At 59.5% G+C, this 24,616-nt stretch carries 20 protein-coding genes and 1 pseudogene; 11 read left to right on the top strand and 10 right to left on the bottom strand.

Going from position 1 to position 24,616, the window contains the following annotated elements; genetic code table 11:
• Positions 1–32: 32 nt before the first annotated feature.
• The 5 genes from ftsZ to mutT all read left to right on the top strand — a co-directional run bounded on the left by ftsZ (position 33) and on the right by mutT (position 6,593).
• The gene (gene ftsZ, locus PG898_RS16200) at positions 33–1,184 is read left to right on the top strand and encodes a cell division protein FtsZ (RefSeq protein WP_005305686.1); all 1,152 of its coding nucleotides are present in this window, start codon (positions 33–35) and stop codon (positions 1,182–1,184) included.
• Positions 1,185–1,285: 101 nt separating this feature from the next.
• Positions 1,286–2,209, top strand: coding sequence for a UDP-3-O-acyl-N-acetylglucosamine deacetylase (gene lpxC, locus PG898_RS16195; protein ID WP_042649033.1), 924 nt, complete (start codon positions 1,286–1,288; stop codon positions 2,207–2,209).
• Positions 2,210–2,349: 140 nt separating this feature from the next.
• Positions 2,350–3,255 (top strand): M23 family metallopeptidase, encoded by a 906-nt coding sequence (locus tag PG898_RS16190; protein WP_042649032.1) that lies wholly within the window; start codon positions 2,350–2,352, stop codon positions 3,253–3,255.
• Positions 3,256–3,312: 57 nt separating this feature from the next.
• Positions 3,313–6,033 carry a preprotein translocase subunit SecA gene (gene secA / locus PG898_RS16185; protein WP_042649031.1) on the top strand — a complete coding sequence of 907 codons (2,721 nt, stop codon included), beginning with the start codon at positions 3,313–3,315 and terminating at the stop codon, positions 6,031–6,033.
• A gap of 155 nt (positions 6,034–6,188) precedes the next feature.
• Positions 6,189–6,593 (top strand): 8-oxo-dGTP diphosphatase MutT, encoded by a 405-nt coding sequence (mutT, locus tag PG898_RS16180; protein ID WP_005332118.1) that lies wholly within the window; start codon positions 6,189–6,191, stop codon positions 6,591–6,593.
• 75 nt (positions 6,594–6,668) lie between these two features.
• On the opposite strand, the gene yacG is transcribed toward mutT, so the two are convergent.
• From yacG to PG898_RS16135, 9 genes are all read right to left on the bottom strand, one after another.
• Complete coding sequence (yacG, locus tag PG898_RS16175; RefSeq protein ID WP_042649030.1) at positions 6,669–6,863, bottom strand: DNA gyrase inhibitor YacG; 195 nt, start codon at positions 6,861–6,863, stop codon at positions 6,669–6,671.
• 9 nt (positions 6,864–6,872) lie between these two features.
• A complete protein-coding gene (gene zapD / locus PG898_RS16170) occupies positions 6,873–7,595 on the bottom strand; it encodes a cell division protein ZapD (RefSeq protein WP_042649029.1) in 723 nt (240 codons plus the stop codon).
• Between the two features lie 37 nt (positions 7,596–7,632).
• Positions 7,633–8,247, bottom strand: coding sequence for a dephospho-CoA kinase (gene coaE, locus PG898_RS16165; RefSeq protein WP_042649028.1), 615 nt, complete (start codon positions 8,245–8,247; stop codon positions 7,633–7,635).
• 18 nt (positions 8,248–8,265) lie between these two features.
• Complete coding sequence (locus PG898_RS16160; protein ID WP_042649027.1) at positions 8,266–9,138, bottom strand: prepilin peptidase; 873 nt, start codon at positions 9,136–9,138, stop codon at positions 8,266–8,268.
• An 80-nt stretch (positions 9,139–9,218) separates the two neighbouring features.
• Complete coding sequence (locus tag PG898_RS16155) at positions 9,219–10,460, bottom strand: type II secretion system F family protein (RefSeq protein ID WP_042649026.1); 1,242 nt, start codon at positions 10,458–10,460, stop codon at positions 9,219–9,221.
• A gap of 129 nt (positions 10,461–10,589) precedes the next feature.
• Complete coding sequence (gene tapB, locus PG898_RS16150) at positions 10,590–12,296, bottom strand: PilB family type IVa pilus assembly ATPase TapB (RefSeq protein WP_042649025.1); 1,707 nt, start codon at positions 12,294–12,296, stop codon at positions 10,590–10,592.
• A 3-nt stretch (positions 12,297–12,299) separates the two neighbouring features.
• Entirely contained in the window at positions 12,300–12,761 is a 462-nt protein-coding gene (locus PG898_RS21370) for a pilin (RefSeq protein WP_082030008.1), read from the bottom strand.
• Positions 12,762–13,085: 324 nt separating this feature from the next.
• Positions 13,086–13,949 (bottom strand): carboxylating nicotinate-nucleotide diphosphorylase, encoded by an 864-nt coding sequence (gene nadC / locus PG898_RS16140; protein ID WP_270824598.1) that lies wholly within the window; start codon positions 13,947–13,949, stop codon positions 13,086–13,088.
• A gap of 3 nt (positions 13,950–13,952) precedes the next feature.
• Complete coding sequence (locus PG898_RS16135) at positions 13,953–14,414, bottom strand: retropepsin-like aspartic protease family protein (RefSeq protein ID WP_371316622.1); 462 nt, start codon at positions 14,412–14,414, stop codon at positions 13,953–13,955.
• Positions 14,415–14,559: 145 nt separating this feature from the next.
• Between PG898_RS16135 and ampD the strand changes: the two genes are divergently transcribed.
• The 6 genes and pseudogenes from ampD to PG898_RS16105 form a co-directional block, all read left to right on the top strand.
• On the top strand, positions 14,560–15,132 hold the full coding sequence (gene ampD, locus PG898_RS16130; RefSeq protein ID WP_182787467.1) for a 1,6-anhydro-N-acetylmuramyl-L-alanine amidase AmpD: 573 nt from the start codon (positions 14,560–14,562) through the stop codon (positions 15,130–15,132).
• Positions 15,133–15,408: 276 nt separating this feature from the next.
• The gene (gene pdhR / locus PG898_RS16125; protein WP_005329211.1) at positions 15,409–16,173 is read left to right on the top strand and encodes a pyruvate dehydrogenase complex transcriptional repressor PdhR; all 765 of its coding nucleotides are present in this window, start codon (positions 15,409–15,411) and stop codon (positions 16,171–16,173) included.
• A gap of 79 nt (positions 16,174–16,252) precedes the next feature.
• Entirely contained in the window at positions 16,253–18,913 is a 2,661-nt protein-coding gene (aceE, locus tag PG898_RS16120; RefSeq protein WP_005329209.1) for a pyruvate dehydrogenase (acetyl-transferring), homodimeric type, read from the top strand.
• Positions 18,914–19,078: 165 nt separating this feature from the next.
• Positions 19,079–20,968, top strand: a complete 1,890-nt coding sequence (gene aceF, locus PG898_RS16115) for a pyruvate dehydrogenase complex dihydrolipoyllysine-residue acetyltransferase (protein WP_270824597.1) — start codon at positions 19,079–19,081, stop codon at positions 20,966–20,968.
• 153 nt (positions 20,969–21,121) lie between these two features.
• Entirely contained in the window at positions 21,122–22,549 is a 1,428-nt protein-coding gene (gene lpdA / locus PG898_RS16110; RefSeq protein WP_025328438.1) for a dihydrolipoyl dehydrogenase, read from the top strand.
• Positions 22,550–22,677: 128 nt separating this feature from the next.
• Positions 22,678–23,628, top strand: a pseudogene (locus PG898_RS16105) (diguanylate cyclase domain-containing protein); the annotation flags it as partial.
• Positions 23,629–24,363: 735 nt separating this feature from the next.
• On the opposite strand, the gene PG898_RS16100 reads toward PG898_RS16105, so the two are convergent.
• The gene (locus PG898_RS16100; protein ID WP_005329196.1) at positions 24,364–24,576 is read right to left on the bottom strand and encodes a hypothetical protein; all 213 of its coding nucleotides are present in this window, start codon (positions 24,574–24,576) and stop codon (positions 24,364–24,366) included.
• Positions 24,577–24,616 lie beyond the last annotated feature (40 nt).

The raw sequence follows: 24,616 nt of genomic DNA, 5'->3' as shown, positions 1-24,616 counted from the left end.
GCTGAGTCAGGCAAATAAAGCGGAGAGACAACATGTTTGAATTTATGGATAGCCACACTGACGAAGCCGTCATCAAGGTGATAGGTGTGGGTGGCGGCGGCGGCAACGCAGTCGAGCACATGGTTCGTCAAAACATCGAGGGTGTTGAGTTCATTACCGTCAACACCGACGCCCAGGCACTGCGCAACTCCAGTGCCAACACTACCTTGCAGATCGGCGGTGGCATCACCAAGGGTCTGGGGGCCGGAGCCAATCCGGAAGTGGGCCGTGATGCCGCCATGGAAGACAGGGAAGCGCTGCGTGAGCTGCTGACCGGTTCAGACATGGTGTTCATCGCAGCCGGCATGGGCGGTGGTACAGGTACGGGTGCCGCACCTATCGTGGCCGAAGTGGCCCGGGAGATGGGCATCCTGACCGTCGCCGTCGTGACCAAGCCGTTCTCCTTCGAAGGGAAGAAGCGGATGGGCTTCGCCGCCCACGGCATCGAGGAGCTGTCCAAGAATGTCGATTCCCTGATCACCATCCCCAACGACAAGTTGCTGAAGGTACTGGGTCGCGGCATCTCCCTGCTGGACGCCTTCAAGGCGGCCAACGACGTGCTGCTGGGTGCGGTACAGGGCATCGCCGAGCTGATCACCCGTCCGGGCTTGATCAACGTCGACTTCGCGGACGTGCGTACCGTGATGCGTGAAATGGGTACCGCCATGATGGGGACTGGTTCCGCCTCCGGTGATGACCGTGCCGAAGAAGCGGCCGAGAAGGCCATCTCCAGCCCGCTGCTGGAAGACGTGGATCTGGCCGGTGCCCGTGGCATCCTGGTCAACATCACCGCCGGCATGGACATGACCATCGAAGAGTTCGAAACCGTGGGTAACGCGGTCAAGGCCTTCGCCTCCGAGAACGCCACTGTGGTGGTGGGTACCGTAATCGACCCGGAGATGCACGACGAACTGCGTGTGACCGTGGTGGCCACCGGTATCGGTGCCGAGCGCAAGCCCGACATCACCCTCGTCAAGAACAACATGGTTCAGGAACGTCCGGCCCGTCAGCCCCTGATCAGCGAAGCCCTGCAGTCTCGCGTGATGGAAGAGGCCCCGGCCAAGGTGGTGAACGCCGAGCCGCAAGCTCGTCGCGAACCGGATTATCTCGATATTCCTGCGTTCCTGCGCAAGCAAGCTGACTAAGCCTCGTATGGCCTTGGTTTGTTTGTTGCTTAAGGATTGTGCTAAGATGGCCCGGCAACGACCATCTGGTCAGGAATTTGAGCTGTTAAGCGGATACGCCCATGATTAGACAAAGAACCTTGAAAACGAGTGTCCAGGCCACCGGTGTGGGCCTGCATTCGGGTCGGAAAGTCACAATGACATTCCGTCCGGCGCCTGTTAACACAGGGATCGTTTACTTGCGTACCGATCTGAATCCTGTGGTCGCGCTGCCAGCCAACGCCGATCAGGTGCGTGATACCGTGCTTTGTACCGCTCTGGTAAACGAAGCCGGTGTCCGCGTGTCAACCATCGAACACCTCTCTGCCGCCCTGGCCGGGATGGGGATCGACAACCTCTATGTCGAGGTTGATGCCCCCGAGATCCCGGTGATGGATGGCAGTGCGCACCCGTTCATCTACCTACTGCAAGAAGTGGGTATCCGTGAGCAGAATGCGCCCAAGCAGTTCGTGCGGATCAAGCAGAGCGTGCGGGTTGAAGACGGCGACAAGTGGGCGGAATTCCACCCCTATCGCAACGGCTTCAAGATGGATCTCGAGATCGATTTCCAGCATCCGGTATTTGAAGGCCGCAACCAGCGTTGCGTGCTGGACTTCTCCGGTGCTTCTTTCGTGAAAGAGATCAGCCGTGCCCGTACCTTCGGCTTCATGCGCGACATCGAGTACCTGCGTTCCCAGAACCTGGCCCTGGGCGGAAGCCTGGAAAACGCCGTGGTGCTGGATGACTACCGGGTGCTGAACGAAGATGGTCTGCGTTACGAGGACGAGTTCGTCAAGCACAAGATGCTGGATGCGATCGGTGATCTGTATATGTGCAACCGCAGCATCATCGGTGAATTCCGTGCCTACAAGACGGGCCATGCCCTGAACAACAAACTGCTGCGTGCCTTGCTGGCCAAGCAGGAGGCCTGGGAACTGGTGACCTTCGAGGCGGAGGGCGACAAAGCGCCCATCGCTTACTACGATAACGGTCTGGTTCTGGCCTGATAGCTGTGCAACAGGACGTCGGTCATCTCTCCGCACCGACGTCCTGTCATTTGTTTATTCCATCCTTTAATACCGATTATCTCCCGGTTTTATTGCCCGTGTTGGCTCCTGGCCTCACCTGACCGAGAAGACAGATTTCTATGAGCATTACCCTGATCCTCAACGGTAAGCAGCGCCGCAAGTTGCACTTACCCAAACAACGTCTGGCCTGGGTCGGCGGTATCCTCTTCACTGTATTGGCACTGAGTGGTGGTTGGCTCTGGCAGAGCTGGCACCAGAAAATGGAGGCGCTGGAAGTCGCGCTGGCCATGGCCGAACAGCAAAAATCCACGCAAGGGGCAGATGAAGCCCGTGAACAGCTTGCCATGCTGGCCGCCCAGGTGGGCACCATGCAGGGGCAGCTCGGTCGCCTCAATGCGCTCGGCGAGCGTCTGACCGAGAAGGCAGACCTCGATCCCGACGAATTCAATTTCAAGGAGCTGCCCCCCATGGGTGGCCCTTCCTATGACGAAGAGCTGGAAGTGAGCTTGGGCGAGCTGCAAGCCTCCATGAAACACCTCAGCCAGCAGCTCAGCAGCCGTGAAGAACAGCTGTCGGTACTTGAATCTTTCATCATGAATCACCATATCACCGATGCCGGTTTCATCTCGGGTTCACCGGTGAAGCAGGAGCGCGTCTGGATCTCCTCCGGGTTCGGTGGACGAGTCGATCCGTTCAACGGCCGCGCCAAGATGCACAAGGGGGTGGATTTTCGTGGCAAGCCCGGCACTCCCATCCTGGCGACCGGCAAGGGGATCATCAGCTGGGCAGGCCGCCACCCGGAATTTGGCAACATGGTGGAGATAGACCATGGCAATGGTCTGGTGACCCGTTATGCCCACAACTCCAAGTTGTTGGTGGATGTGGGCACCCTGGTCGATGAGGGCCAGAAGATTGCCTTGATGGGGCGTACCGGTCGTGCGACCGGGGTCCATCTGCATTACGAAGTGTTGAAAGATGGTCGTCAGGTCAACCCCGCGCGCTTTCTGAATGCCAGACGGGGTTAGGTTTTTTCTTCAGGTTCCAGTGACGGAACGCTTATATAACCAAAACAGTTGGTACACATGATTAGCACACTGCTCACCAAGATTATCGGCAGCCGGAACGACAGAACGCTCAAGGCTTTGCGCAAAATTGTTAAACAGATCAATGCGATGGAGCCTCAGTTCGAGGCCTTGTCCGATGGCGAGCTGCAGGCGAAGACCGCCGAGTACCGTCAGCGCCTGGAGCAGGGCGAGACGCTTGAGCAGCTGTTGCCGGAAGCGTTCGCCACCGTACGTGAGGCCTCCCGCCGGGTGTTCGGCATGCGTCACTTCGACGTGCAGCTGATCGGCGGCATGGTGCTGAACTCCAACCGCATCGCCGAGATGAAGACGGGCGAAGGCAAGACGCTGACTGCAACCTTGCCTGCCTATCTGAACGCGCTGACCGGTCGCGGTGTGCACGTGGTGACAGTGAACGACTATCTGGCCAAGCGTGATGCGGAGGCGAACCGCCCGCTGTTCACCTTCCTCGGCATGACGGTCGACTGCAACGTGCCCGGCATGGATGCGTCCCAGAAGCGTGACGCTTATGCTGCAGATATTACCTACGGTACCAACAACGAATTCGGTTTCGACTACTTGCGCGACAACATGGCGTTCTCGCCCGAGCAGCGCGTGCAGCGTCCGCTCAACTACGCGCTGGTGGATGAGGTGGATTCGGTGCTCATCGATGAAGCCCGTACCCCGCTCATCATCTCCGGCCCGGCGGAAGACAGCTCCGCCATGTATACCCAGATCAACAAACTGATCCCGCTGCTGGTCAAGCAGGACAAGGAAGACTCGGAAGAGTATACCGGCGACGGCCACTACACCGTGGACGAGAAGAACCGCCAGGCGCTGCTGACCGAAAACGGCCAGATCTTCGTGGAAGAGCTGCTCAAGAAAGAGGGGCTGCTGGCGGAAGAGGACTCCCTGTTCTCCGCCACCAACATCAGCCTGCTGCACCACGTCAATGCCGGCCTGCGTGCTCACACCCTGTTCGAACGCAACGTCGACTACATCGTCCAGAAGGACGAGATCGTCATCGTCGACGAGCACACCGGCCGTACCATGCCGGGTCGTCGCTGGTCTGACGGCCTGCACCAGGCGGTCGAGGCGAAGGAAGGGGTCAAGATCCAGAACGAGAACCAGACTCTGGCCTCCATCACCTTCCAGAACTACTTCCGCCTGTATGACAAGCTGGCGGGGATGACCGGGACTGCAGACACCGAAGCCTTTGAATTCCAGCAGATTTATGGCCTGGATACCGTGGTCATTCCGACCAACAAGCCGATGGTGCGCAAGGACATGGGTGATCTGGTCTACCTGACCGCCCAGGAGAAGTACGTCGCCATCGTCGAAGATATCCGTGGCTGCGTCGAGCGTGGCCAACCTGTACTGGTCGGTACCGTCTCCATCGAGAACTCCGAACTGCTGTCCGGCATCCTGACCAAGGAAAACATCCCGCATAAGGTGCTGAACGCCAAGTTCCACGCCATGGAAGCGGAAATTGTTGCCCAGGCCGGTCAGACTGGCGCAGTCACCATTGCCACCAACATGGCCGGTCGCGGTACCGACATAGTGCTCGGTGGCAACTGGCAGGCCGAGATTGCAGCGCTGGAAAACCCGACCGACGAGCAGATTAAAACCATCAAGGCGGCCTGGCAGATCCGTCACGATGAGGTGCTGGCCGCTGGCGGTCTGCACATCATCGGCACCGAGCGTCACGAATCCCGCCGTATCGACAACCAGCTGCGTGGCCGTTCCGGTCGTCAGGGTGACCCGGGTTCCTCCCGCTTCTACCTCTCCATGGAAGATACCCTGATGCGGATCTTCGCCTCCGATCGCGTGACCGGCATGATGAAGAAGCTGGGCATGGAAGAGGGCGAGGCCATCGAACACCCCTGGGTGACCAAGGCCATCGAGAACGCCCAGCGCAAGGTAGAGGGTCGCAACTTCGACATCCGTAAAAACCTGCTCGAGTTCGATGATGTGGCGAACGACCAGCGCAAGGTGGTCTACGAACAGCGCAACGAGCTGCTGGACACCAACGACATCTCCGACACCATCCACGTCATCCGGGATGACGTTTATGGCGCCGTGATCGACGAGTACATTCCGCCCCAGTCCCTGGAAGAAATGTGGGACGTGCCTGGTCTGGAAGCGCGCCTGAAGTCTGATTTCGCGCTGGACCTGCCGCTGCAGCAGTGGCTGGCGGAAGACGACAAGCTGTATGAAGAGAAGCTGCGCGAGCGCATCCTGGAAGAAGCCACCAAGCTCTACGCCCACAAGGAAGAGCTGGTCGGCAAGGACGTATTGCGCAACTTCGAGAAGGCGGTGATGCTGCAGACCCTGGATGGTCTGTGGAAGGAGCATCTGGCGGCCATGGATCACCTGCGTCAGGGCATCCATCTGCGCGGCTACGCCCAGAAGAACCCCAAGCAGGAGTACAAGCGTGAGTCCTTCGATCTGTTCACCCAGATGCTGGAAACCCTCAAGCGCGACGTGGTCAGCATCCTGAGCCGGGTACAGGTCCAGGAGCGCGACGTGGAAGCGATGGAAGAGCAGCAGCGCCAGCAGGCGGAAGCGGCTCCCCGCACCTATACCCATGCCGCCGCCGAGAACCAGCTGGCCGACGAAGAGACCCAGGCCGACGCGGCGCCGGTGACCTTCGTGCGCGACGAGCAGAAGGTCGGTCGCAACGATCCTTGCCCCTGCGGATCCGGCAAGAAGTACAAGCATTGTCACGGTCAGTTGACCTGAGTGACCTAATGCCATGACAAGGCGGGCCCGGTGCCCGCCTTGTTTTTGTCACATGGCGACGCAAAATCGGATGTTGGGCATCATCGGCAGCTCACCCAGCCGGGTGCTGGGGTCATAGAGCGATCCGAGCAGGCAGAGAGTACAAAGGTAACAAGATGGAACAGAAAAAGCGGATCTGGGTGGCGGTCGGCGTCATCGAGAATGAACGGGGCGATATCTTCATCGCCAAGCGCTCCTCCGATCGCCATCAGGGGGATCGCTGGGAGTTTCCCGGGGGCAAGGTGGAGTCGGGGGAAGACTTGCTCACCGCGCTCGACAGGGAGCTGTGGGAGGAGATCGGCATCCGGGTGCAGGATTGCACACCTTTCATGGAGCTGCATCACGACTACCCGGACAAGCAGGTGCTGCTAGATATCTGGAAGGTGACCCGCTTCCATGGCGAACCCTTTGGCAAGGAAGGGCAGGAGTGCCGCTGGGTGCCGCTGGCAGAGCTGCACAACTACCAGTTCCCCGATGCCAATGGCCCCATAGTGGCGCGGCTGCAGGCCGTGCTGGCTTGAGCCGGTAGCAAAATAAAATGAAAAAGGGCCAAGCGGCCCTTTTTCATTTTGCAGAGGTGAGTGACCGCCACTGGCTTATAGCCACTGGTCGCCCTCTTCCGGCTCCGGCAGCAGATCCGGGTTGATCTCCCCTGGGATCCGCTTCTCTTCATCCGCCCATTCGCCGAGATCGATCAGCTGGCAGCGCTTGCTGCAGAAGGGGCGAAACGGGCTCTGTGGGCCCCATTCCACTTCGTTCTGACAGGTCGGACATTTTACCTTGGTGACCATGGGAGCTCCTTAGCAGCAGGCAAGCTGGAAGGGTACATCGCCAATCGCTTGTTCTGTTGTGGGCAGAAAACGCAGGGCGAAGCGGTTCTTGTGGCCACTCAGGGTCGGGTAGCAGGACTGGGAACCGGTCAGGCGGATGCGGATCAGCTCGGCCCCCTCGGCGGTATCCTGGAAGAAGCCATTGGTGGCTACCTGATCGCTGAAGTGGCCAGATTCACGCCACAGCCTCAGCAGCAGGGAGATGGCGTTCATCAGCAGGTTGATGTCGCTGAGCCATTGCTGCATCTGTTGATGGCGAGCAACGGCCGGCGTCACCAGCCAGTGGTGCAGTTGTGGCACGTCGAAGGCGCATAGACCACCAGGAATGGAGAAGCGCTGGCGGATGGAGCCGAGCAGACGATCCTCTTTCAGGCGGGCGCCAGGACGAGGGGAGCTGAGCAGGCTGCGGGAAAGCTGGGTGCTCTCCTGCTGCATCCGCTGGATCTGCTCGAGGTCAACGTCCGGCAGGCTGGCCCAATGGCTCAGACGCTGGCCGAGACGCTCGAGATCCTTGATCAGATCGGCGCGCAGATCACCGCGCTCCAGCAACTCCTGCAAATCGAACAACCCCTTGAAGAAGGCGATGTGTGCCCAGGACTGGTCACTCTCCAGATTGTCGCGGATCTGGGAAAACAGGGACTCCAGACGAAGATAGGTCCGGCTTTTTTCGTTGAGGGGAAAATCGTAAATCATGCCTAATCCTGGCCAGCCATAAACCGGCCTAGTGTACTCACACTTGGGGGGCTTGTTGAGAGGCAAATGCCAGATATGTCTCGTGCAGCGCTAAAATTCGCTCCCGTATGGTCTCAGTCGTGCCACTCTGGTTGTCCAGCACGTCATCGGCCATCGCCAGGCGCTCGCTGCGGTTCGCCTGGGATGCCAGTATGGCTTCGGCCTGCTCTCGGCTGACTCCGTCCCGGCGGCAGGTTCGCTCGATCTGGGTCGCCTCATCCACGTCGATGACCAGTACTCTATCGGCCAGTTCGGTGAGCCGGTTTTCCACCAGCAGGGGCACCACCAGCAGACAGTAGGGGGAACTGACTGCCGCGCACTGGCGCAGCATCTCGCTGCGAATGATCGGATGGAGAAGGGCATTGAGCCAGGACTTGGCCGCCGGATCGCTGAAGATCCGCTCGCGCAGGACTCGCCTGTCCAGCAGTCCCTGCTCGGTCAAGATCTCTGGGCCGAAGTGGTTGACGATGGCGGCCAGCGCCGGAGTTCCGGGTGCCACCACTTCGCGGGCAATCAGGTCGGCATCGACCACCTCTATCCCCAGGGCCGCAAACTGGTTGGCGATGGTCGTCTTGCCGCTGCCTATTCCGCCGGTGATGGCTACCACATACATAGATTTGTGATCCCCTTGCTAGAGAACGATGTCCAGATACCAGCGGGTGATGTTATCCCCCCACAGCAGTGCTATCCAGCCCGCGATGGCGAGATAGGGGCCAAAGGGGATGGGTTTGCCCTGATGATGGTTGCGCAGCAGGATAAGTCCGATCCCGATGATGGCGCCGACCAGTGAAGAGAGCAGCAGCACTATGGGCAGCGCCTGCCAGCCCAGCCAGGCACCGAGTGCCGCCAGCAGCTTGAAGTCGCCATGACCCATCCCCTCCTTGCCGGTCAGCAGCTTGAACGCCCAGTAGAGACTCCAGAGCACCAGATAGCCAGCCATGGCGCCGATCACCGCATCGGCCAGCGGCACAAAGCCGCCTGCCAGATTGAACAACAGACCGCCCCACAGCAGCGGCAGTGTGAGCTGGTCCGGCAGCAGCATCTTGTCCAGATCGATGAAGGTGAGGGCCACCAGTACCCAGGTCAGTGCGAGGGCTGCCAGGGCTCCCCAGCCGGGAGTGAGGGTCGCCGCAACGGTGACCGACAACAGGGCGGTCAGCAGCTCGACCAGGGGATAGCGGGCCGAAATTGGCGCCTTGCATTGTCGGCAACGTCCCTTGAGCCAGAGCCAGCTCAGCAGGGGGATGTTCTCCAGCGCGCTTATGGGGTGATCGCAGTGGGGGCAGCGAGAGCGCGGTACCATCAGGTTGTAAGGTTCGGCGGGGGAAGTGGCAACCTCGCTGCCGAAGTAATCACGGTAGTCTGCATGCCACTCCCGCTCCAGCATGATGGGCAGGCGATGGATCACCACGTTAAGGAAGCTGCCAATCATCAGGGAGAAGAGAAAAATCAGGGAGAGATAGAGCCAGGGCAGGCCCTGGGCCAGTTCGATCAGAGGCACCATAAATCAACCGCTTGTGTGGAGAATCAGGATGGCAGAGGACCAGAACGAGCCATGCCCGCTGGTCACTCTGCCGAAGGGGCTCAGTGTATCACAGAGCCCAGCTTGAAGATGGGGAGGTACATGGCGACGACCATGCCACCGACCAGCACCCCGAGCACCACCATGATGATGGGTTCGAGCAGGCTGGTGAGGCCATCGACCATGTCGTCCACCTCCTGCTCGAAGATGGCGGCAACCTTGGAGAGCATGTCATCGATGGCGCCTGACTCTTCACCAATCATCACCATCTGGATCACCATGTCTGGGAAGAGATCCACGGTACGCATGGCGACGTTGATCTGCATGCCGGCCACCACTTCGTTGCGAATGGCCAGGATGGCCGTGCGATAGACATAGTTGCCAGAGGCGCCGGCCGCTGACACCAGGGCATCCACCAGAGGTATCCCGGCGGAGAAGGTGGTGGAGAGGGTACGGGCGAAGCGGGCCATGGCCGCCTTGTGCAATATGTTGCCCACGACAGGAATGGTGAGGATGAATCTGTCGGTGTTGTCCCGCACCTTCTGGGATTTTCGCCAGGCGCGCACATAGAGGAAGATGGCCAAGGCAGTGCCACCAAAGATGATATACCACCAAGCTTGCATGAAGCGGGAGATACCGATGACGAATTGGGTGAAGACTGGCAGCTCTGCCCCGAAGCTCTTGAAGATCTCCTCGAACTGGGGAATGACGAACAGCAGCAGGATGGAGGTTACGATGATGGCGACCAGGATGACCATGGCGGGATAGAACATGGCTTTCTTGATCTTGGACTTCAGCGCCTCACTCTTCTCGCGGTATGTGGCAATCCGGTCGTAGATGGTTTCCAGCGCGCCGGACTGCTCCCCCGCGTCTACCAGGTCGCAGTAGAGCGCATCGAAGTGGCGGGGATGGCGGCGCAGCGCCTCTGACAGCGGGGTGCCGGTTTCCACATCGGTGGCGATCTGGCCGATGAGTTCGCGTACTGCTGCCTTCTCATGACCGCGGGCGATGATCTGCAAGCTTTGCACCAGCGGCACACCGGCCGAGAGCATGGTGGTGATCTGACGGGAGATGACGGCGATGTCCATCGGCTTGATCCGAGCACCCCCCTTGGAAAACAGGCCCTGGCCCTGCTTGCTGACCTTGGTGACATTGACGCCCTGCTTGCGCAGCTCCGCCTTGACGGTGTTGATGCTGTCGGCCTGGAACTCACCGGAAACCTTTTGTCCCTTGCGATTGAATCCATGCCAGCGGAAGGAGAAGACCTTTTTAGGTGTGTTACGTTTTTGCGCTAATGTTGCCATCACTGCATCCTGCAATTGGGCGACGGTGGCCGGATGAGGCACTGCCCGTCCGGTTCATCTTGGCTTGAAGAACATCATCGGGGTGACTGTATCGGCTTCACCCGGCTTGATGACTGGAACATTATGTATTCAGTTGGTCGTGATCCTGTTGATCTCGGCCAGGCTGGTGACCCCCAGACGGGCCTTCTCCAGGCCGGAAATGCGCAGGGTACGCATACCCTCCTTCTGGGCGATGGCAGCGATCTGCAGCGAGTTTGCTCCCTGCATGATCAGCTTGGCGATGTTCTCCGACATCAGCATGATTTCATAGATGCCGACCCGTCCTCTGTATCCTCCCGAACACTCCTTGCAACCGACCGGTTTGAACAGCCGCAAACCGGCGGCCAGCTGTTGCTGGGTAAAACCGAACTCCAGCAATTCGGCTTCCGGCACTGCCTCGGGCACCTTGCAGTGATCGCACAGCTTGCGTGCGAGGCGCTGGGCCATGATCAGGGTCACCGAGGAGGCGATGTTGAAGGCGGGCACCCCCATGTTCATCATCCGGGTCAGGGTCTCGGCCGCCGAGTTGGTGTGCAGGGTTGACAGCACCAGGTGTCCGGTCTGAGCGGCCTTGATGGCAATCTCGGCGGTTTCCAGATCCCGGATCTCCCCCACCATGACGATGTCAGGATCCTGGCGCAGGAAGGAGCGCAGGGCACTGGCGAAGGTGAGCCCCGCCTTGGGATTGATCTGCACCTGGTTGACGCCGGGCAGGTTGATCTCCACTGGATCCTCGGCGGTGGAGATGTTGACCTCGCTGGTATTGAGGATGTTGAGACCGGTATAGAGTGATACTGTCTTGCCCGATCCCGTGGGGCCCGTGACCAGTATCATGCCCTGTGGCTTGGAGAGCGCATGCAGATATTGCGCCTTCTGGCGTTCGTCGAAGCCGAGTTGGTCTAGGTTGAGGCGAGATACTGACGAGTCCAGCAGGCGAATGACGACCTTTTCTCCCCACATGGTGGGCAGGGTGTTGACCCGCATATCCATGGACCGGTTGCGGGAGATCTTCAGCTTGATCCGTCCATCCTGGGGCAGGCGCCGCTCGGCGATATCGAGCCGCGCCATTACCTTTAAGCGAGCCGCGAAACGGTTCGCCAGATTGACCGGCGGGGTGGCGATTTCGTGCAGTATGCCGTCGATCCGGAAGCGGATCCGGTACTTGGTCTCATAGGGTTCGAAATGCAGGTCGGATGCGCCACGCTTGATGGCGTCCATCATGATCTTGTGAATGTATTTGACGATGGGGGCATCGTCGTCGGCGGTATTGACGTTGTCGTCGAGCCGCGAACTCTCATCAGAGACCTCGAGTTCCGAGATTTCGGCCTCGTCGATGTGATCCATGCCCAGGGTGTCCTGCTCGCTTTCCATCAGCTTGCCGATGGCGGCGGTCAGCTTGCCCTCTTCGACCAGCAAGGCTTCGGTATGCAGACCGAAGCTGAAGCCAAAGTCCTCCAGAGCCGACACATTGGTCGGGTCCGACATGGCGATATAGAGGGTGTGGCCCTGGGTGTAGATGGGCAGCACATGGTGTTTCTCGATAAGCTTCTGATTGAGGTACTTCTGCGGGATCTCGGAGAGATCGAAGGCGGCAAGATCCAGCAGAGGTACCCCATACTCCAGCTCGCAGAAATCCGCTAGGGCCTTGCTGTCGAGGATGTCATTTTCGATCAGGAAGGTGACAAAGGGCTTGCGCTGCGCCCTGGCCTGGCTCAGATAGCGCTGTGAGTCCGGCTCACTGAGGAGGGAAGAGGCGGCCAGGCTGGTGGCCAGGCCGCTATTGAGGCTAGAGGTCATGCGTTAGCAATAACCATCTTGCTTGCAAGATCCGGTTGTAACCCAGTTAATTTGTTCTCCGGGTACTGTAGAAGTTGTTAATGCAGGGCTTGCACTCAGGGTATAGGTGGATTCTTTGGCAGAATCAAAAATAGCTGAGGATCTAACTGTAATTGCTCCAGCTGTTGTTACATCGGTTGAGACGGGAGCCTTAACGTACTCTTGATTGTCTATCGCTGCAGAAAGAGCAGCAAAAGCCCTTGCCCCACAGCCAGTGGTTGCATTCATAATTTCAGCGTTATTACTTGCTCCTTGAACACATACCTCTATGGCTGTTTTTGCTGGGCCTATAGCTGCAATTACTTCAGAAAATTTTGCGCGTTTGGTATAGGTCTGATACGCCGGCAAGGCGATGGCGGCCAGAATGGCAACGATCGCAACCACTATCATCAATTCGATTAGCGTAAACCCTGATTGTTTTTTCATGTTGCTTTTCATGTCAAATTTCCTTTTTTCCATGGTTCCTGAACAGTGCCGGTGGAATTCTATCCACACTCCAGCATCTTATCCGAGCGCTTCGGGTTGGCAACAGAGGCAGCACCCTTGTTAGCCACTTTTCTGTCATTTAGTGAAAATCATAGCAAAATCAAAGATTAATCGGTTTCCAATGAGGCTTCTCAAGATTGGGGAGGGCCCATCTTCACACTCCTTATGTCGTGGGATCCTGCATAAAGAAAAGGCGCCTATGGCGCCTTTTGCAAGTTTCGAGCCCCGCAATATTTTTGGGGTAGACGGACTCGTTCTACTCGCTCAGCTTTCGATAAAGCGCATCGAGAGGTCCAGCGCCCGTACGTGCTTGGTCAGGGCTCCCACCGAGATAAAGTCGACGCCGGTGGCCGCATAGTCGGCCAGCGTCTCCAATGTGACGTTGCCGGAGACCTCCAGCCTGGCGCGGCCCTGATTGAGGCGAACGGCCTCTTGCATCATGGGCACGTCGAAGTTGTCCAGCATCACGATGTCAGCCCGGGCGGTCAGTGCCTGCTCCAGCTCGGCCAGGGACTCCACCTCCACCTCCACCGGTTTGCCCGGGTTGAGGCGGCGCGCCTCGGCGATGGCTTCGGCAATGCCGCCACAGGCGAGGATATGGTTCTCTTTGATGAGATAGGCGTCATAGAGGCCGATGCGGTGGTTTTTGCCGCCACCGCAGGTGACGGCATATTTCTGGGCGCTGCGCAGGCCGGGCAGGGTCTTGCGGGTATCGAGCAGTCGACACTCGGTCCCTTCCAGCTCGGCCACGTAACGGGCGGTCAGGGTGGCGACCCCGGAGAGGGTCTGCACGAAGTTCAGGGCATTGCGTTCGCCGGTCAGCAGCACCCGGGCCGGGCCGTGGAGGCGGAACAGCTCCTGATTGGGGGAGAGGCGCTCGCCATCCTGCACCTTCCACTCCACCTTGACCTCGCCACCGAGCTGGGCAAACACCTCATCGACCCAGGGTTGACCGCAGAATACACCGGCCTCGCGGGTGATGACCCGGGCCGTCGAGATGCGATCGGCCGGGATCAACTGGGCGGTGATATCGGCGCTGGCATCCGGTTGATCCAGTGCGGTGAGGGCATCGCCCAAGTCTTCGAGTAGTGCGGCGCGCACGGCGCGGCTGATGTCCTGTTGTAACATGCCTTATTCCTGCAAGGGTCTGAGAAGCAACTGCCGCTCTTTTTGAACCAGCTCCAGCCGACCGAGGGCGTTCATGCCAACCAGCACTTCGTCACCGTCTGCCGCCGGGTTAATAAAGATGGCCAGATCGTACAAGGTCAATGGCCCCATCGCCAGCGTTTCGATAGTACCGTTGCCGACCCGGATCTGACCCGCAGCGGTATTGACCTGGCTGCTGCCATGGGCGATCAGACCGAGCCGATCGGCAACCTGTTGCGGGATGGTGACGCGGGTGGCCCCCGTGTCCAGCAGCAGTTGCACCGGCTGGTCGTTGATGGCACCCTCCAGACGATAATGACCGCTGGCATCGGCCTTGAGCAGCAGCTCGCCGCTGGCGGTCACGCTGGGTTTGGCGCTGGAGTAGAAGTAGAGGGTCAGCAGACCCAGCAGTGAGAGCCAGGCCAGCAGCCAGAGACGGCGTGCCATCGGGTGCATATGGGATCCAGTGCCTTGCAAGTGATGGCTCAGCCTAACACAGCTTTACCCATGGATTCAGAGGCTTGGTTCCGGTTTTTTGCTACGGCTAGCACTGTCCATGGCGTCCCTCTTCCCATTGTGAGTCGAGTAGATGATGACTGAACCCACAACCATTTTTTCCATCGATCGCGCAGGCTGGTGTGAGCAGGCCCGCAAGGTGCCTTCTCCCCATCACAATGAGCGGAGCAGTCCGGACGACATCTCTCTGCTGGTGATACATGGCATCAGTCTGCCACCAGGCGAGTTTGGCGGCCCCTGGATCGACGATCTGTTTCTCGGTCGCCTCGATCCCGACGCTCATCCTTACTTTGCCGGCATTCATCAGCTGCGGGTCTCTGCCCACTGCCTGATCCGCCGCGATGGTGAACTGGTGCAGTATGTGCCGTTCACTGCGCGAGCCTGGCATGCGGGGGTATCGAGCTGGGAGGGGCGGGAGGCGTGCAACGACTTCTCCATCGGCATCGAGCTGGAAGGAACCGACGAGCTGCCGTACAGCGATGTACAGTATGAGGTGCTGGCAGGCCTCAGTCGGGCCATTTCCAGCCAGTATCCCGAGGTGACGGCAGCACGCATCGTCGGCCATTGCGACATAGCGCCGGGTCGCAAGACGGATCCCGGTACCAGTTTCGAATGGCAGCGTTATCGCGGAATGCTCAACTTTGAGTAAAAAATCCAAACATTAGTTTGTATATTTAGAATCAATGGCTTGCCTTTTTTGGCTGGCCGTTTTTCATGCTGTTGGCCAAATGTTATCTGTGAACAAGCTCAATAATATTGGTCAGACCATTTTCTATGAGCTATATCATGATTCCGCTCTTTTACCCCTAAAGTGGCAAGCTTCCTTCTTGATGCAGATCATATTTTGGGTGGACTTTTTCCAAGCCCTCTGCTAATTTTCGCCCCAACCATAGAATTGGTAATACCAATTTAACAAAGTAGCCTCATGCCCTATATCAAGATAACTCAGCCCAAGCTGGCCGACGCCATCGTCGCCGAGCTGGAAAGCATGATTCTGGAAGGCAGCTTGCAGCCGGGGCAGAAGCTGCCCCCCGAGCGGGAACTCGCCATCCAGTTTCAGGTGTCGCGGCCGTCTCTGCGCGAAGCCATCCAGCGCCTGGAAGCGAGGGGACTCTTGTATCGCCGTCAGGGCGGCGGCACCTATGTGCAGAATGCCTTGAGCAAGGGGATCGCCGATCCCCTGTTCGAACTGCTCAGTACCCACCCGGAAGCCCAGTATGATCTGCTGGAGTTTCGTCACGCGCTGGAAGGCATCTGTGCCTACTATGCCGCGCTGCGGGGGACTGAGGCTGATTTCGAACGGATCCGCCTGGCGCAGTCCGCCATCGAAGAGGCAGGTCAGCAGGGGTCGCTGGTGGTCGAGTCGACCGCCGTCACCCAGTTCTATCTGGCGGTGGCTGAGGCGTCCCACAACGTGGTGCTGCTGCACCTGCTACGGGCCATGGGCCCCATGCTCGAACAGAACATTTTACGAAATAACGAGATTTTGAATCGCCGTCCGGGAGTGGTAGCCAAGATCCGTCGCCATCGTGCGAGCCTGATCGAGGCTATCCTGTCGGGGGCTCCGGAGCGGGCCAGGGCTGCTTGTCATGAGCACCTGGCCTTTATCGAGGACACCTTGTTGGATATGCAGAGGGAAGACAGCCGGATCCAGCGATCCATGCGTCGGATCCGTCAGCAGGAAAACTAATCCCACAAGGCTTTATTGTCGAATGCTTGCGCCCTTCGCCGTGCAATGCCGTGCAATCACAACAAAATAGGAACCAGCCATGTCTGATATCCTGAAGAACGATGTGGACCCGATAGAAACGCTGGAGTGGCTTGCCTCTCTGGAATCCCTGCTGCGTGAAGAGGGTCCGCAACGCGCTCAGTTCATCCTTGAACAACTGGCCGAGAAAGCCCGCATCAGCGGTGTTGACGTGGCTGAGAAGGCGAATCGCGACTACATCAACACCATTCCTGCCAGCGACGAACCGGCTTACCCGGGCGACCTGGAGATGGAACGTCGCATCCGCGCCATCATCCGCTGGAATGCCATGATGATAGTGCTGCGCGCCTCCAAGAAAGACCTGGACCTCGGTGGTCACATGTCTTCCTTCGCCTCTTCCGCAACCATCTACGAAGTCTGCTACAACCACTTCTTCCGCGCTCGCAGCGAGAAGGACGGTGGCGATCTGGTCTACTTCCAGGGTCACATCTCCCCGGGCATCTACGCCCGTGCATTCGCCGAAGGTCGTCTGACCGAAGAGCAGCTGGACAACTTCCGTCAGGAAGTGGACGGCAAGGGCATTCCTTCCTACCCGCACCCGAAACTGATGCCGGACTTCTGGCAGTTCCCGACCGTTTCCATGGGTCTGGGCCCCATCGCCGCCATCTATCAGGCTCGCTTCCTGAAGTACCTGACCGACCGTGGTATCAAGGATTGCTCCGAGCAGACCGTGTACGCCTTCCTGGGTGACGGCGAGATGGACGAGCCGGAAGCCAAGGGTGCCCTGACCGTTGCCGTGCGTGAAAAGCTCGACAACCTGGTGTTCGTGGTCAACTGCAACCTGCAGCGTCTGGACGGTCCTGTTGTCGGCAACGGCAAGGTCATCAACGAACTGGAAGGCCTGTTTGCCGGCGCTGGTTGGGATGTCACCAAGGTCATCTGGGGTCGCAAGTGGGATGAGCTGCTGAAGAAAGACACTTCCGGCAAGCTGATCCAGCTGATGAACGAGACCGTGGATGGTGACTATCAGACCATGAAGTCCCGTGACGGCGGCTACGTGCGTGAGCACTTCTTCAACCGTTACCCGGAAACCGCCGCCCTGGTCAAAGACATGACCGACGAGGAGATCTTCGCCCTGAACCGCGGTGGTCACGATCCTCGCAAACTGTTCGCCGCCTTCTCCAAGGCTGCAGCGACCAAGGGCAAGCCGACCGTCATCCTGGCCAAGACCATCAAGGGTTATGGCATGGGCGAAGCGGCCGAAGGCAAGAACATCGCTCACCAGGTCAAGAAGATGGATCTGGGCTCGGTGCGTCACCTGCGCGATCGTTTCAGCCTGCCGGTCACCGACGAGCAGCTGGAAAACCTGCCGTACCTGAAGATCGAAGAGGGTACCGAAGAGCACAAGTACCTGCACGCCCGTCGTGCCGCGTTGAAGGGCTATGTACCGACCCGTCTGCGCGAGAGCACTACCAAGCTGGAAATCCCGGCGCTGGATGCCTTTGGCCCGCTGCTGGGTGAGCAGGCGCGCGAGATCTCCACCACAATGGCGTTCGTGCGTTCCCTGAACGTGCTGCTGAAAGACAAGTCCATCGGCAAGCGCATCGTGCCGATCCTGGCCGACGAAGCCCGTACCTTCGGTATGGAAGGTCTGTTCCGTCAGATCGGCATCTACAGCCCGCACGGTCAGCAGTACACCCCGCAAGACCGCGACATCGTCTCCTACTACAAGGAAGACAAGCAGGGTCAGGTTCTGCAAGACGGCATCAACGAGCTGGGGGCCATGTCCTCCTGGCTGGCTGCTGCGACCTCTTACAGCACCAACGACTGCCCGATGATCCCGTTCTACATCTACTACTCCATGTTCGGCTTCCAGCGGATCGGCGACATGGCGTGGGCAGCCGGTGACCAGCAAGCCCGTGGCTTCCTGCTGGGCGCGACCTCCGGTCGTACTACCCTGAACGGTGAAGGTCTGCAGCACGAAGATGGTCACAGCCACATCCTGGCCGGTACCATCCCGAACTGCATCTCCTACGATCCGTCCTACGCCTATGAAGTGGCGGTGATCGTACAGGACGGCCTGCGTCGCATGTACGGTGAGAAGCCGGAGAACGTCTTCTACTACATCACCACCCTGAACGAGAACTATGCCATGCCGGCCATGCCGGAAGGCGCCGAGGAAGGCATCCGCAAGGGTATCTACAAGCTGGAATCCGTGGCCGGCAACAAGGCCAAGGTACAGCTGCTGGGTTGTGGCTCCATCCTGGGTCACGTCCGTACCGCCGCCCAGATCCTGGCGAGTGAATACGGCGTGGGTTCCGACGTGTTCAGCGTTACCTCCTTCAACGAGCTGGCTCGTGATGGTCAGGACGCCGATCGCTGGAACATGCTGCACCCGACTGCGGCCGCCCGTGTGCCCTATATCACCTCCGTACTGGGTTCCGAAGCGACTATCGCCGCGACCGACTACATGAAGTCCTTCGCCGAGCAGGTGCGTGCCTTCGTGCCGACCGAGAACTACCGTGTACTGGGTACCGACGGTTATGGCCGTTCCGACAGCCGTGCCAACCTGCGTCGTCACTTCGAAGTGAACGAGTTCTACGTCGTCGTTGCTGCCCTGACCGAACTGGCCAAGCGCGGCGAGATCGACAAGCAGGTTGTGGCCGACGCCATCGCTAAATACGGCATCGATGCCGACAAGGTTAACCCGCTGTACGCGTAAGAGGATTGAGCGCCCTGTCCGGACTTGCGTGCCGGACAGGGCCTTGCCCAGGTTAATGCGACATAAGAGTAAGAGGACACACAGGGTCCGGACGGCAACAACGAGCCGGAACCTGCTCTTGCCAAGGTTAACGCGATAAACGTACGCGTAAGAGGATAAAGCACAATGTCCAAACAGATTATGGTGCCGGATATCGGTGCCGATGAAGTGGAAGTGACCGAGATCATGGTCGCCGTGGGTGACAAGGTCGAACTGGACCAGTCCCTGATCGCCGTGGAAGGTGACAAGGCCTCCATGGAAGTCCCGGCTCCGGCCGCCGGTATCGTCAAAGAGATCCTGATCAAGGTGGGCGACAAGGTTGCCACCGGTTCCCAGATCATGATCTTCGAAGCGGAAGGCGCTGCCGCCGCTCCGGCTCAGGCTGCCGCCCCGGTTGCCGCCGCACCGGCTGCCCCTGTTGCTGCCGCTGCCAAAGACGTGCACGTACCTGACATCGGTGACGACGAAGTCGAAGTGACCGAGATCATGGTTGCCGTGGGCGACATGGTTGAAGCCGACCAGTCCATCATCGCTGTGGAAGGTGACAAGGCCTCCATGGAAGTACCGGCGCCGTTCGCGGGCCGCGTGGTCGAGATCAAGGTTGCCGCCGGCGCCAAGGTTTCCACCGGCTCCCTGGTGATGGTGTTCGAAGTGGCGGGCGCCGCGACCGCTACCGTGGCTGCTCCGGCTCCTGCTGCCGCCCCTGTGGCTGCTGCTGCCCCGGTTGCTGCCGGTGCCAAAGAGGTCAACGTACCTGACATCGGCGGCGATGAAGTGGAAGTCACCGAGATCATGGTGGCCGTGGGTGACAAGGTCGAAGCCGACCAGTCCCTGATCGCGGTGGAAGGTGACAAGGCCTCCATGGAAGTGCCAGCGCCGTTCGCCGGTGTGGTCAAGGAAATCAAGGTGAAGGCCGGTGACAAGGTCTCTACCGGTTCCCTGATCATGGTATTCGAAGTGGCTGGTGCTGCCCCTGCCGCCGCTCCGGTTGCGCAAGCTGCTGCCCCCGTTGCCGCTGCTCCTGCCGCCGCCCCGGTTGCTCAGGCTGCTGCCCCGGCTGCCGCTTCTTCCGACTTCGTGGCCAACGATGCCTACGTCCACGCCTCCCCGGCGGTACGCCGTCTGGCGCGCGAGTTCGGTGTCAACCTGGCCAAGGTGAAGGCCTCGGGTCGCAAGGGCCGCATCGTCAAAGAAGACGTGCAGGCTTACGTGAAGGATGCGGTCAAGCGTGCCGAGTCCGCCCCGGCTGCGGGTCAAGGCACTGGCAACGGCATGAGCGTCGTGGCCTGGCCCAAGGTTGATTTCAGCAAGTTCGGCCCGGTCGAAGAGCTGGAACTGACCCGGATCCAGAAGATCTCCGGTCCTGCCCTGCACCGCAACTGGGCCATGATCCCTCATGTCACCCAGTTTGACGAAGCAGATACCACGGATCTGGAAGCGTTCCGCAAAGAGCAGAACATCCTGGCCGAGAAGCAGAAGCTGGACGTGAAGATCACCCCGCTGGTGTTCATCCTGAAGGCGGCCGCCAAGGCGCTGGAAGCGCACCCGCGCTTCTGCAGCGCTCTGTCCGAAGACGGCAGCAAGCTGATCATGAAGAAGTACATCCACATCGGTGTGGCGGTTGACACCCCGGGTGGCCTGGTTGTGCCGGTCGTTCGCGACGTCAACAAGAAGGGCATCCATGAGCTGTCCCGCGATCTGGCCGAGATCTCCAAGAAGGCCCGTGCCGGCAAGCTGACCGCTGCCGACATGCAGGGCGGTTGCTTCACCATCTCCAGCCTGGGTGGCATCGGCGGTACCAGCTTTACCCCGATCGTCAACGCGCCGGAAGTGGCCATCCTGGGCGTCTCCAAGTCCGAGATGAAGCCGAAGTGGAACGGCAAGGAGTTTGTGCCTCGCCTGATGCTGCCGCTGGCCCTGAGCTATGACCACCGCGTCATCGACGGCGCCGACGGGGCTCGCTTCATCACCACCCTGAGTGGCGTGCTGTCCGACATTCGTCGACTGGTTCTGTAAATGTAAATGAGAGGGCGAGCACAGAGCTCGCCCTTTTCACTTCTCATTTCATTAACAAAATTATAAACTTGCCCCGTTTTTTTCACGGCTGCAGCCGCCTTCTTTGGCATAAGACTGTGCTGTCCGGGGATATAGAACGACAAAGAGGTCATGATGAGTAAAGAGATCAAAACCCAGGTCGTAGTACTGGGTGCTGGCCCTGCCGGTTATTCCGCTGCTTTCCGCGCTGCCGATTTGGGTCTGGATACCGTTATCGTCGAGCGTTACTCCACCCTGGGTGGCGTCTGCCTGAACGTGGGCTGCATCCCCTCCAAGGCGCTGCTGCACGTTGCCAAAGTGATCGAAGAAGCCAAGGCGCTGGCCGAGCACGGCATCGTCTTCGGTGCCCCGCAGACCGACATCGACAAGGTGCGTCTGTGGAAAGAGAAGGTCATCAACCAGCTGACCGGCGGTCTGGCCGGCATGGCCAAGATGCGTAAAGTCCAGGTTGTGAACGGCTTCGGCAAGTTCACCGGCCCGAACACCCTCGAAGTGGAAGGTGCCGACGGCAAGACCACAGTGACCTTCGACAACGCCATCATCGCGGCCGGTTCCCGTCCGGTGAAGCTGCCCTTCATCCCCCACGATGACCCCCGCGTATGGGATTCAACTGATGCGCTGGAACTGACCACAGTACCGGGCAAGCTGCTGGTTATCGGTGGCGGCATCATCGGTCTGGAGATGGGTACCGTTTACTCCTCCCTGGGCTCCGAGATCGACGTGGTGGAATTTGCCGATCAGCTGGTACCTGCTGCCGACAAAGACATCGTCAAGATCTACACCAAGCGCGTTGCCAAGAAATTCAACATCATGCTGGAGACCAAGGTCACCGCAGTTGAAGCCCGTGAGGACGGCCTGTACGTCTCCTACGAAGGCAAGCACGCCCCGGCCGAGCCGGTTCGCTACGACAACGTGCTGGTCGCGGTCGGTCGTGTGCCGAACGGCAAGCTGATGGACGCCGAGAAAGCCGGTGTTGCCGTCAACGAGCGCGGTTTCATCGAAGTGGACAAGCAACTGCGTACCAACGTTCCGCACATCCACGCCATCGGTGACATCGTCGGCCAGCCGATGCTGGCTCACAAGGGTGTGCACGAAGGCCACGTGGCGGCCGAAGTCATCGCCGGTAAGAAGCACTACTTCGACCCGAAAGTGATCCCGTCCATCGCCTACACAGAGCCAGAGATGGCCTGGGTCGGTCTGACCGAGAAGGAAGCCAAGCAACAGGGCCTGAACTTCGAAGTCGCTACCTTCCCTTGGGCTGCTTCCGGCCGTGCCATCGCCTCCGACTGCGCCGACGGCATGACCAAGCTGATCTTCGACAAGGACAGCAACCGCGTCATCGGTGGTGCCATCGTCGGTACCAACGGTGGTGAGCTGCTGGGCGAGATCGGTCTGGCCATCGAGATGGGTGCCGACGCCGAAGATCTGGCGCTGACCATCCACGCTCACCCGACTCTGCACGAGTCCGTGGGTCTGGCTGCCGAAGTGTTCGAAGGCTCCATCACCGACCTGCCGAACGCCAAGGCCAAGAAGAAGAAGTAAGCCTCTTCTTCTTGCCATGATGAAAAGCCGCTCTCAGGAGCGGCTTTTTTGTTGCCCGACGATGGATGAGATTTGCTCGAGGCCATTTGCTATGCTGAGGCTTCTGTCATCAACCGCCGGCTCTTCCCATGCAAGCACCTGCCATACCCGAACACGAACGACAGCGACTCGATGGCCTGCGCCGTCTCGCCATTCTGGATAGCACGGCGGAGGAGCGTTTCGATCGCATTACCCGGATGGCGCGCAACATGTTCGAGGTGCCCATCTCGCTCATCTCCCTGGTGGATGAGGAGCGGCAGTGGTTCAAGTCCCGCTGCGGTCTGGATGCGCAGGAGACTCCACGCGACGTCTCCTTCTGTGGCCATGCCATCCTCGGCGAAGAGATCTTCGTGGTGGAGGATGCGACCCGGGATCCACGCTTCGCCGACAATCCCCTGGTGCTGGGGGACCCCCACATCCGTTTCTATGCAGGAACGCCTTTGCATATCGCCGGTGGCTACAAGGTGGGTACCCTCTGCCTTATCGATCGCAGGCCGCGCCAGCTGGATGAGCGTCAGCGGGCCTTGTTGATGGATCTGGCGGGCATGGTGGAGCATGAGCTGGCCGCCATTCAACTGGCTATCCTGGACGAGCTGACCGGCATCACCAACCGTCGTGGCTTCATCATGTTGGGGCAGAAGTGCCTGCAGCTCTCCCATCGGCAGGGGCGGGAGGCGAGTCTGCTGTTCCTCGACCTCGACCGTTTCAAGGAGATTAACGACACCCTGGGACACGAGGTGGGGGATGATGCCCTGCGCCAGGTGGCATTGCTGCTCTCCCGGGTGTTTCGCAATGCGGATATCTTCGCCCGGCTTGGCGGGGACGAGTTCGTGGTGCTGCTGCCGGGCATAGGATCGGCGCTGGTGTCCCGGGTGCTGGCCCGTTTCGAGAAGGCGCTGGCGACCTTCAACCGGGAGCAGGGCAAGCCCTACCAACTGTTTTGCTCCACCGGCGTCGCCCACTATGATCCGCTGCTGCCGCCCGATCTGGAACTGCTGTTGCAACAGGCGGACAAGCAGATGTACGACCGCAAAAAAGGTACTAGCAGCGCCCTTTTTTCGCCTGCCCTGGCGGGCAGAAGGTGCGATAGCCGCCCTGGCGATGGTGGTGATCGTCATAGCGGTAGTAATAGCGACCAGGGTAGCGGTCATCGTAATAGCGGCGGTAATAGCCATCGTGGTGATGGTGGTCATCGTAATAGCGATAGTAATGGCCCCCATGATAGCGGTAGTAGCCGTCAGTGACCCGGATATGGGCATCGTCCACGCTGAAATCTGCGTCGTGTACCCGTACCGGGCCACTGGTGCAGGCGGTGAGCAAGGCGCCAAGCAGTACCATCAGAATCCGCTTGTCCATAACAACCTCCTAGGGTTTCCCCTGATTATGCTGCCGTTCCCCCTGGACATCGGGGGAAGTTGGTGGCGTTGCGTCATGACTTGCCGCTGACATAACCGGGAACATGCGGTGTTCCCTCAAGTATGGGGTAGAACGCGTGCTGCGAGGACCGTGCTCTGCAGCGATGTGCCCTTGCTGGCGCTGTCGTTTCATTGCCGCGCCACACGTTGGCGTCACCGCATGATGGAATGGCTTATATGCCGGGCCTGAGCGGGCCTGGCATCAAAGGAGCAGTCCATGGCGGCGCTCAAGGCACAGGAGGAGAGGTGTATTCTGGCTGAGGTGGTGGTCGATACCGGAATGGGAGCCTGCGTGACCCGGAGCTGTCCCTCGCAGTAGACCCGGTTGCGGCGGGCAGATGGCGACCATAAAAAAAGGCGCTAGCAGCGCCCTTTCTTGGCCTGTCCCGGGGGACAGAAACGACCCCGCTGGCCGCCATGATAGTCATCATCGTAATAGCCATCATGATGGCCATCGTAGACCCGGATCCGGGTGTCATCCACACTGACATCGGCGCCGTGCACTCGCACCGGACCGCTGCTGCAGGCCGACAACAGCGCCCCCAGTACCATTACCATCATCAGTTTGCCCATTTCCGTTCTCCTTGGTTCTCCTCTGATTATGCGGCATTTC

Source organism: Aeromonas sp. QDB31 (assembly GCF_027707605.1).
Classification (GTDB): domain Bacteria; phylum Pseudomonadota; class Gammaproteobacteria; order Enterobacterales; family Aeromonadaceae; genus Aeromonas; species Aeromonas media.
This window is presented reverse-complemented; position numbering and strand designations above follow the sequence as displayed.

Bases quoted from the DNA above. Each gene is read 5' to 3' on its own strand.
- ftsZ (WP_005305686.1), top strand. From the start codon at position 33: ATGTTTGAATTTATGGATAGCCACACTGACGAAGCCGTCATCAAGGTG.
- lpxC (WP_042649033.1), top strand. From the start codon at position 1,286: ATGATTAGACAAAGAACCTTGAAAACGAGTGTCCAGGCCACCGGTGTG.
- PG898_RS16190 (WP_042649032.1), top strand. From the start codon at position 2,350: ATGAGCATTACCCTGATCCTCAACGGTAAGCAGCGCCGCAAGTTGCAC.
- secA (WP_042649031.1), top strand. From the start codon at position 3,313: ATGATTAGCACACTGCTCACCAAGATTATCGGCAGCCGGAACGACAGA.
- mutT (WP_005332118.1), top strand. From the start codon at position 6,189: ATGGAACAGAAAAAGCGGATCTGGGTGGCGGTCGGCGTCATCGAGAAT.
- yacG (WP_042649030.1), bottom strand. From the start codon at position 6,863: ATGGTCACCAAGGTAAAATGTCCGACCTGTCAGAACGAAGTGGAATGG.
- zapD (WP_042649029.1), bottom strand. From the start codon at position 7,595: ATGATTTACGATTTTCCCCTCAACGAAAAAAGCCGGACCTATCTTCGT.
- coaE (WP_042649028.1), bottom strand. From the start codon at position 8,247: ATGTATGTGGTAGCCATCACCGGCGGAATAGGCAGCGGCAAGACGACC.
- PG898_RS16160 (WP_042649027.1), bottom strand. From the start codon at position 9,138: ATGGTGCCTCTGATCGAACTGGCCCAGGGCCTGCCCTGGCTCTATCTC.
- PG898_RS16155 (WP_042649026.1), bottom strand. From the start codon at position 10,460: ATGGCAACATTAGCGCAAAAACGTAACACACCTAAAAAGGTCTTCTCC.
- tapB (WP_042649025.1), bottom strand. From the start codon at position 12,296: ATGACCTCTAGCCTCAATAGCGGCCTGGCCACCAGCCTGGCCGCCTCT.
- PG898_RS21370 (WP_082030008.1), bottom strand. From the start codon at position 12,761: ATGAAAAAACAATCAGGGTTTACGCTAATCGAATTGATGATAGTGGTT.
- nadC (WP_270824598.1), bottom strand. From the start codon at position 13,949: ATGTTACAACAGGACATCAGCCGCGCCGTGCGCGCCGCACTACTCGAA.
- PG898_RS16135 (WP_371316622.1), bottom strand. From the start codon at position 14,414: ATGGCACGCCGTCTCTGGCTGCTGGCCTGGCTCTCACTGCTGGGTCTG.
- ampD (WP_182787467.1), top strand. From the start codon at position 14,560: ATGACTGAACCCACAACCATTTTTTCCATCGATCGCGCAGGCTGGTGT.
- pdhR (WP_005329211.1), top strand. From the start codon at position 15,409: ATGCCCTATATCAAGATAACTCAGCCCAAGCTGGCCGACGCCATCGTC.
- aceE (WP_005329209.1), top strand. From the start codon at position 16,253: ATGTCTGATATCCTGAAGAACGATGTGGACCCGATAGAAACGCTGGAG.
- aceF (WP_270824597.1), top strand. From the start codon at position 19,079: ATGTCCAAACAGATTATGGTGCCGGATATCGGTGCCGATGAAGTGGAA.
- lpdA (WP_025328438.1), top strand. From the start codon at position 21,122: ATGAGTAAAGAGATCAAAACCCAGGTCGTAGTACTGGGTGCTGGCCCT.
- PG898_RS16100 (WP_005329196.1), bottom strand. From the start codon at position 24,576: ATGGGCAAACTGATGATGGTAATGGTACTGGGGGCGCTGTTGTCGGCC.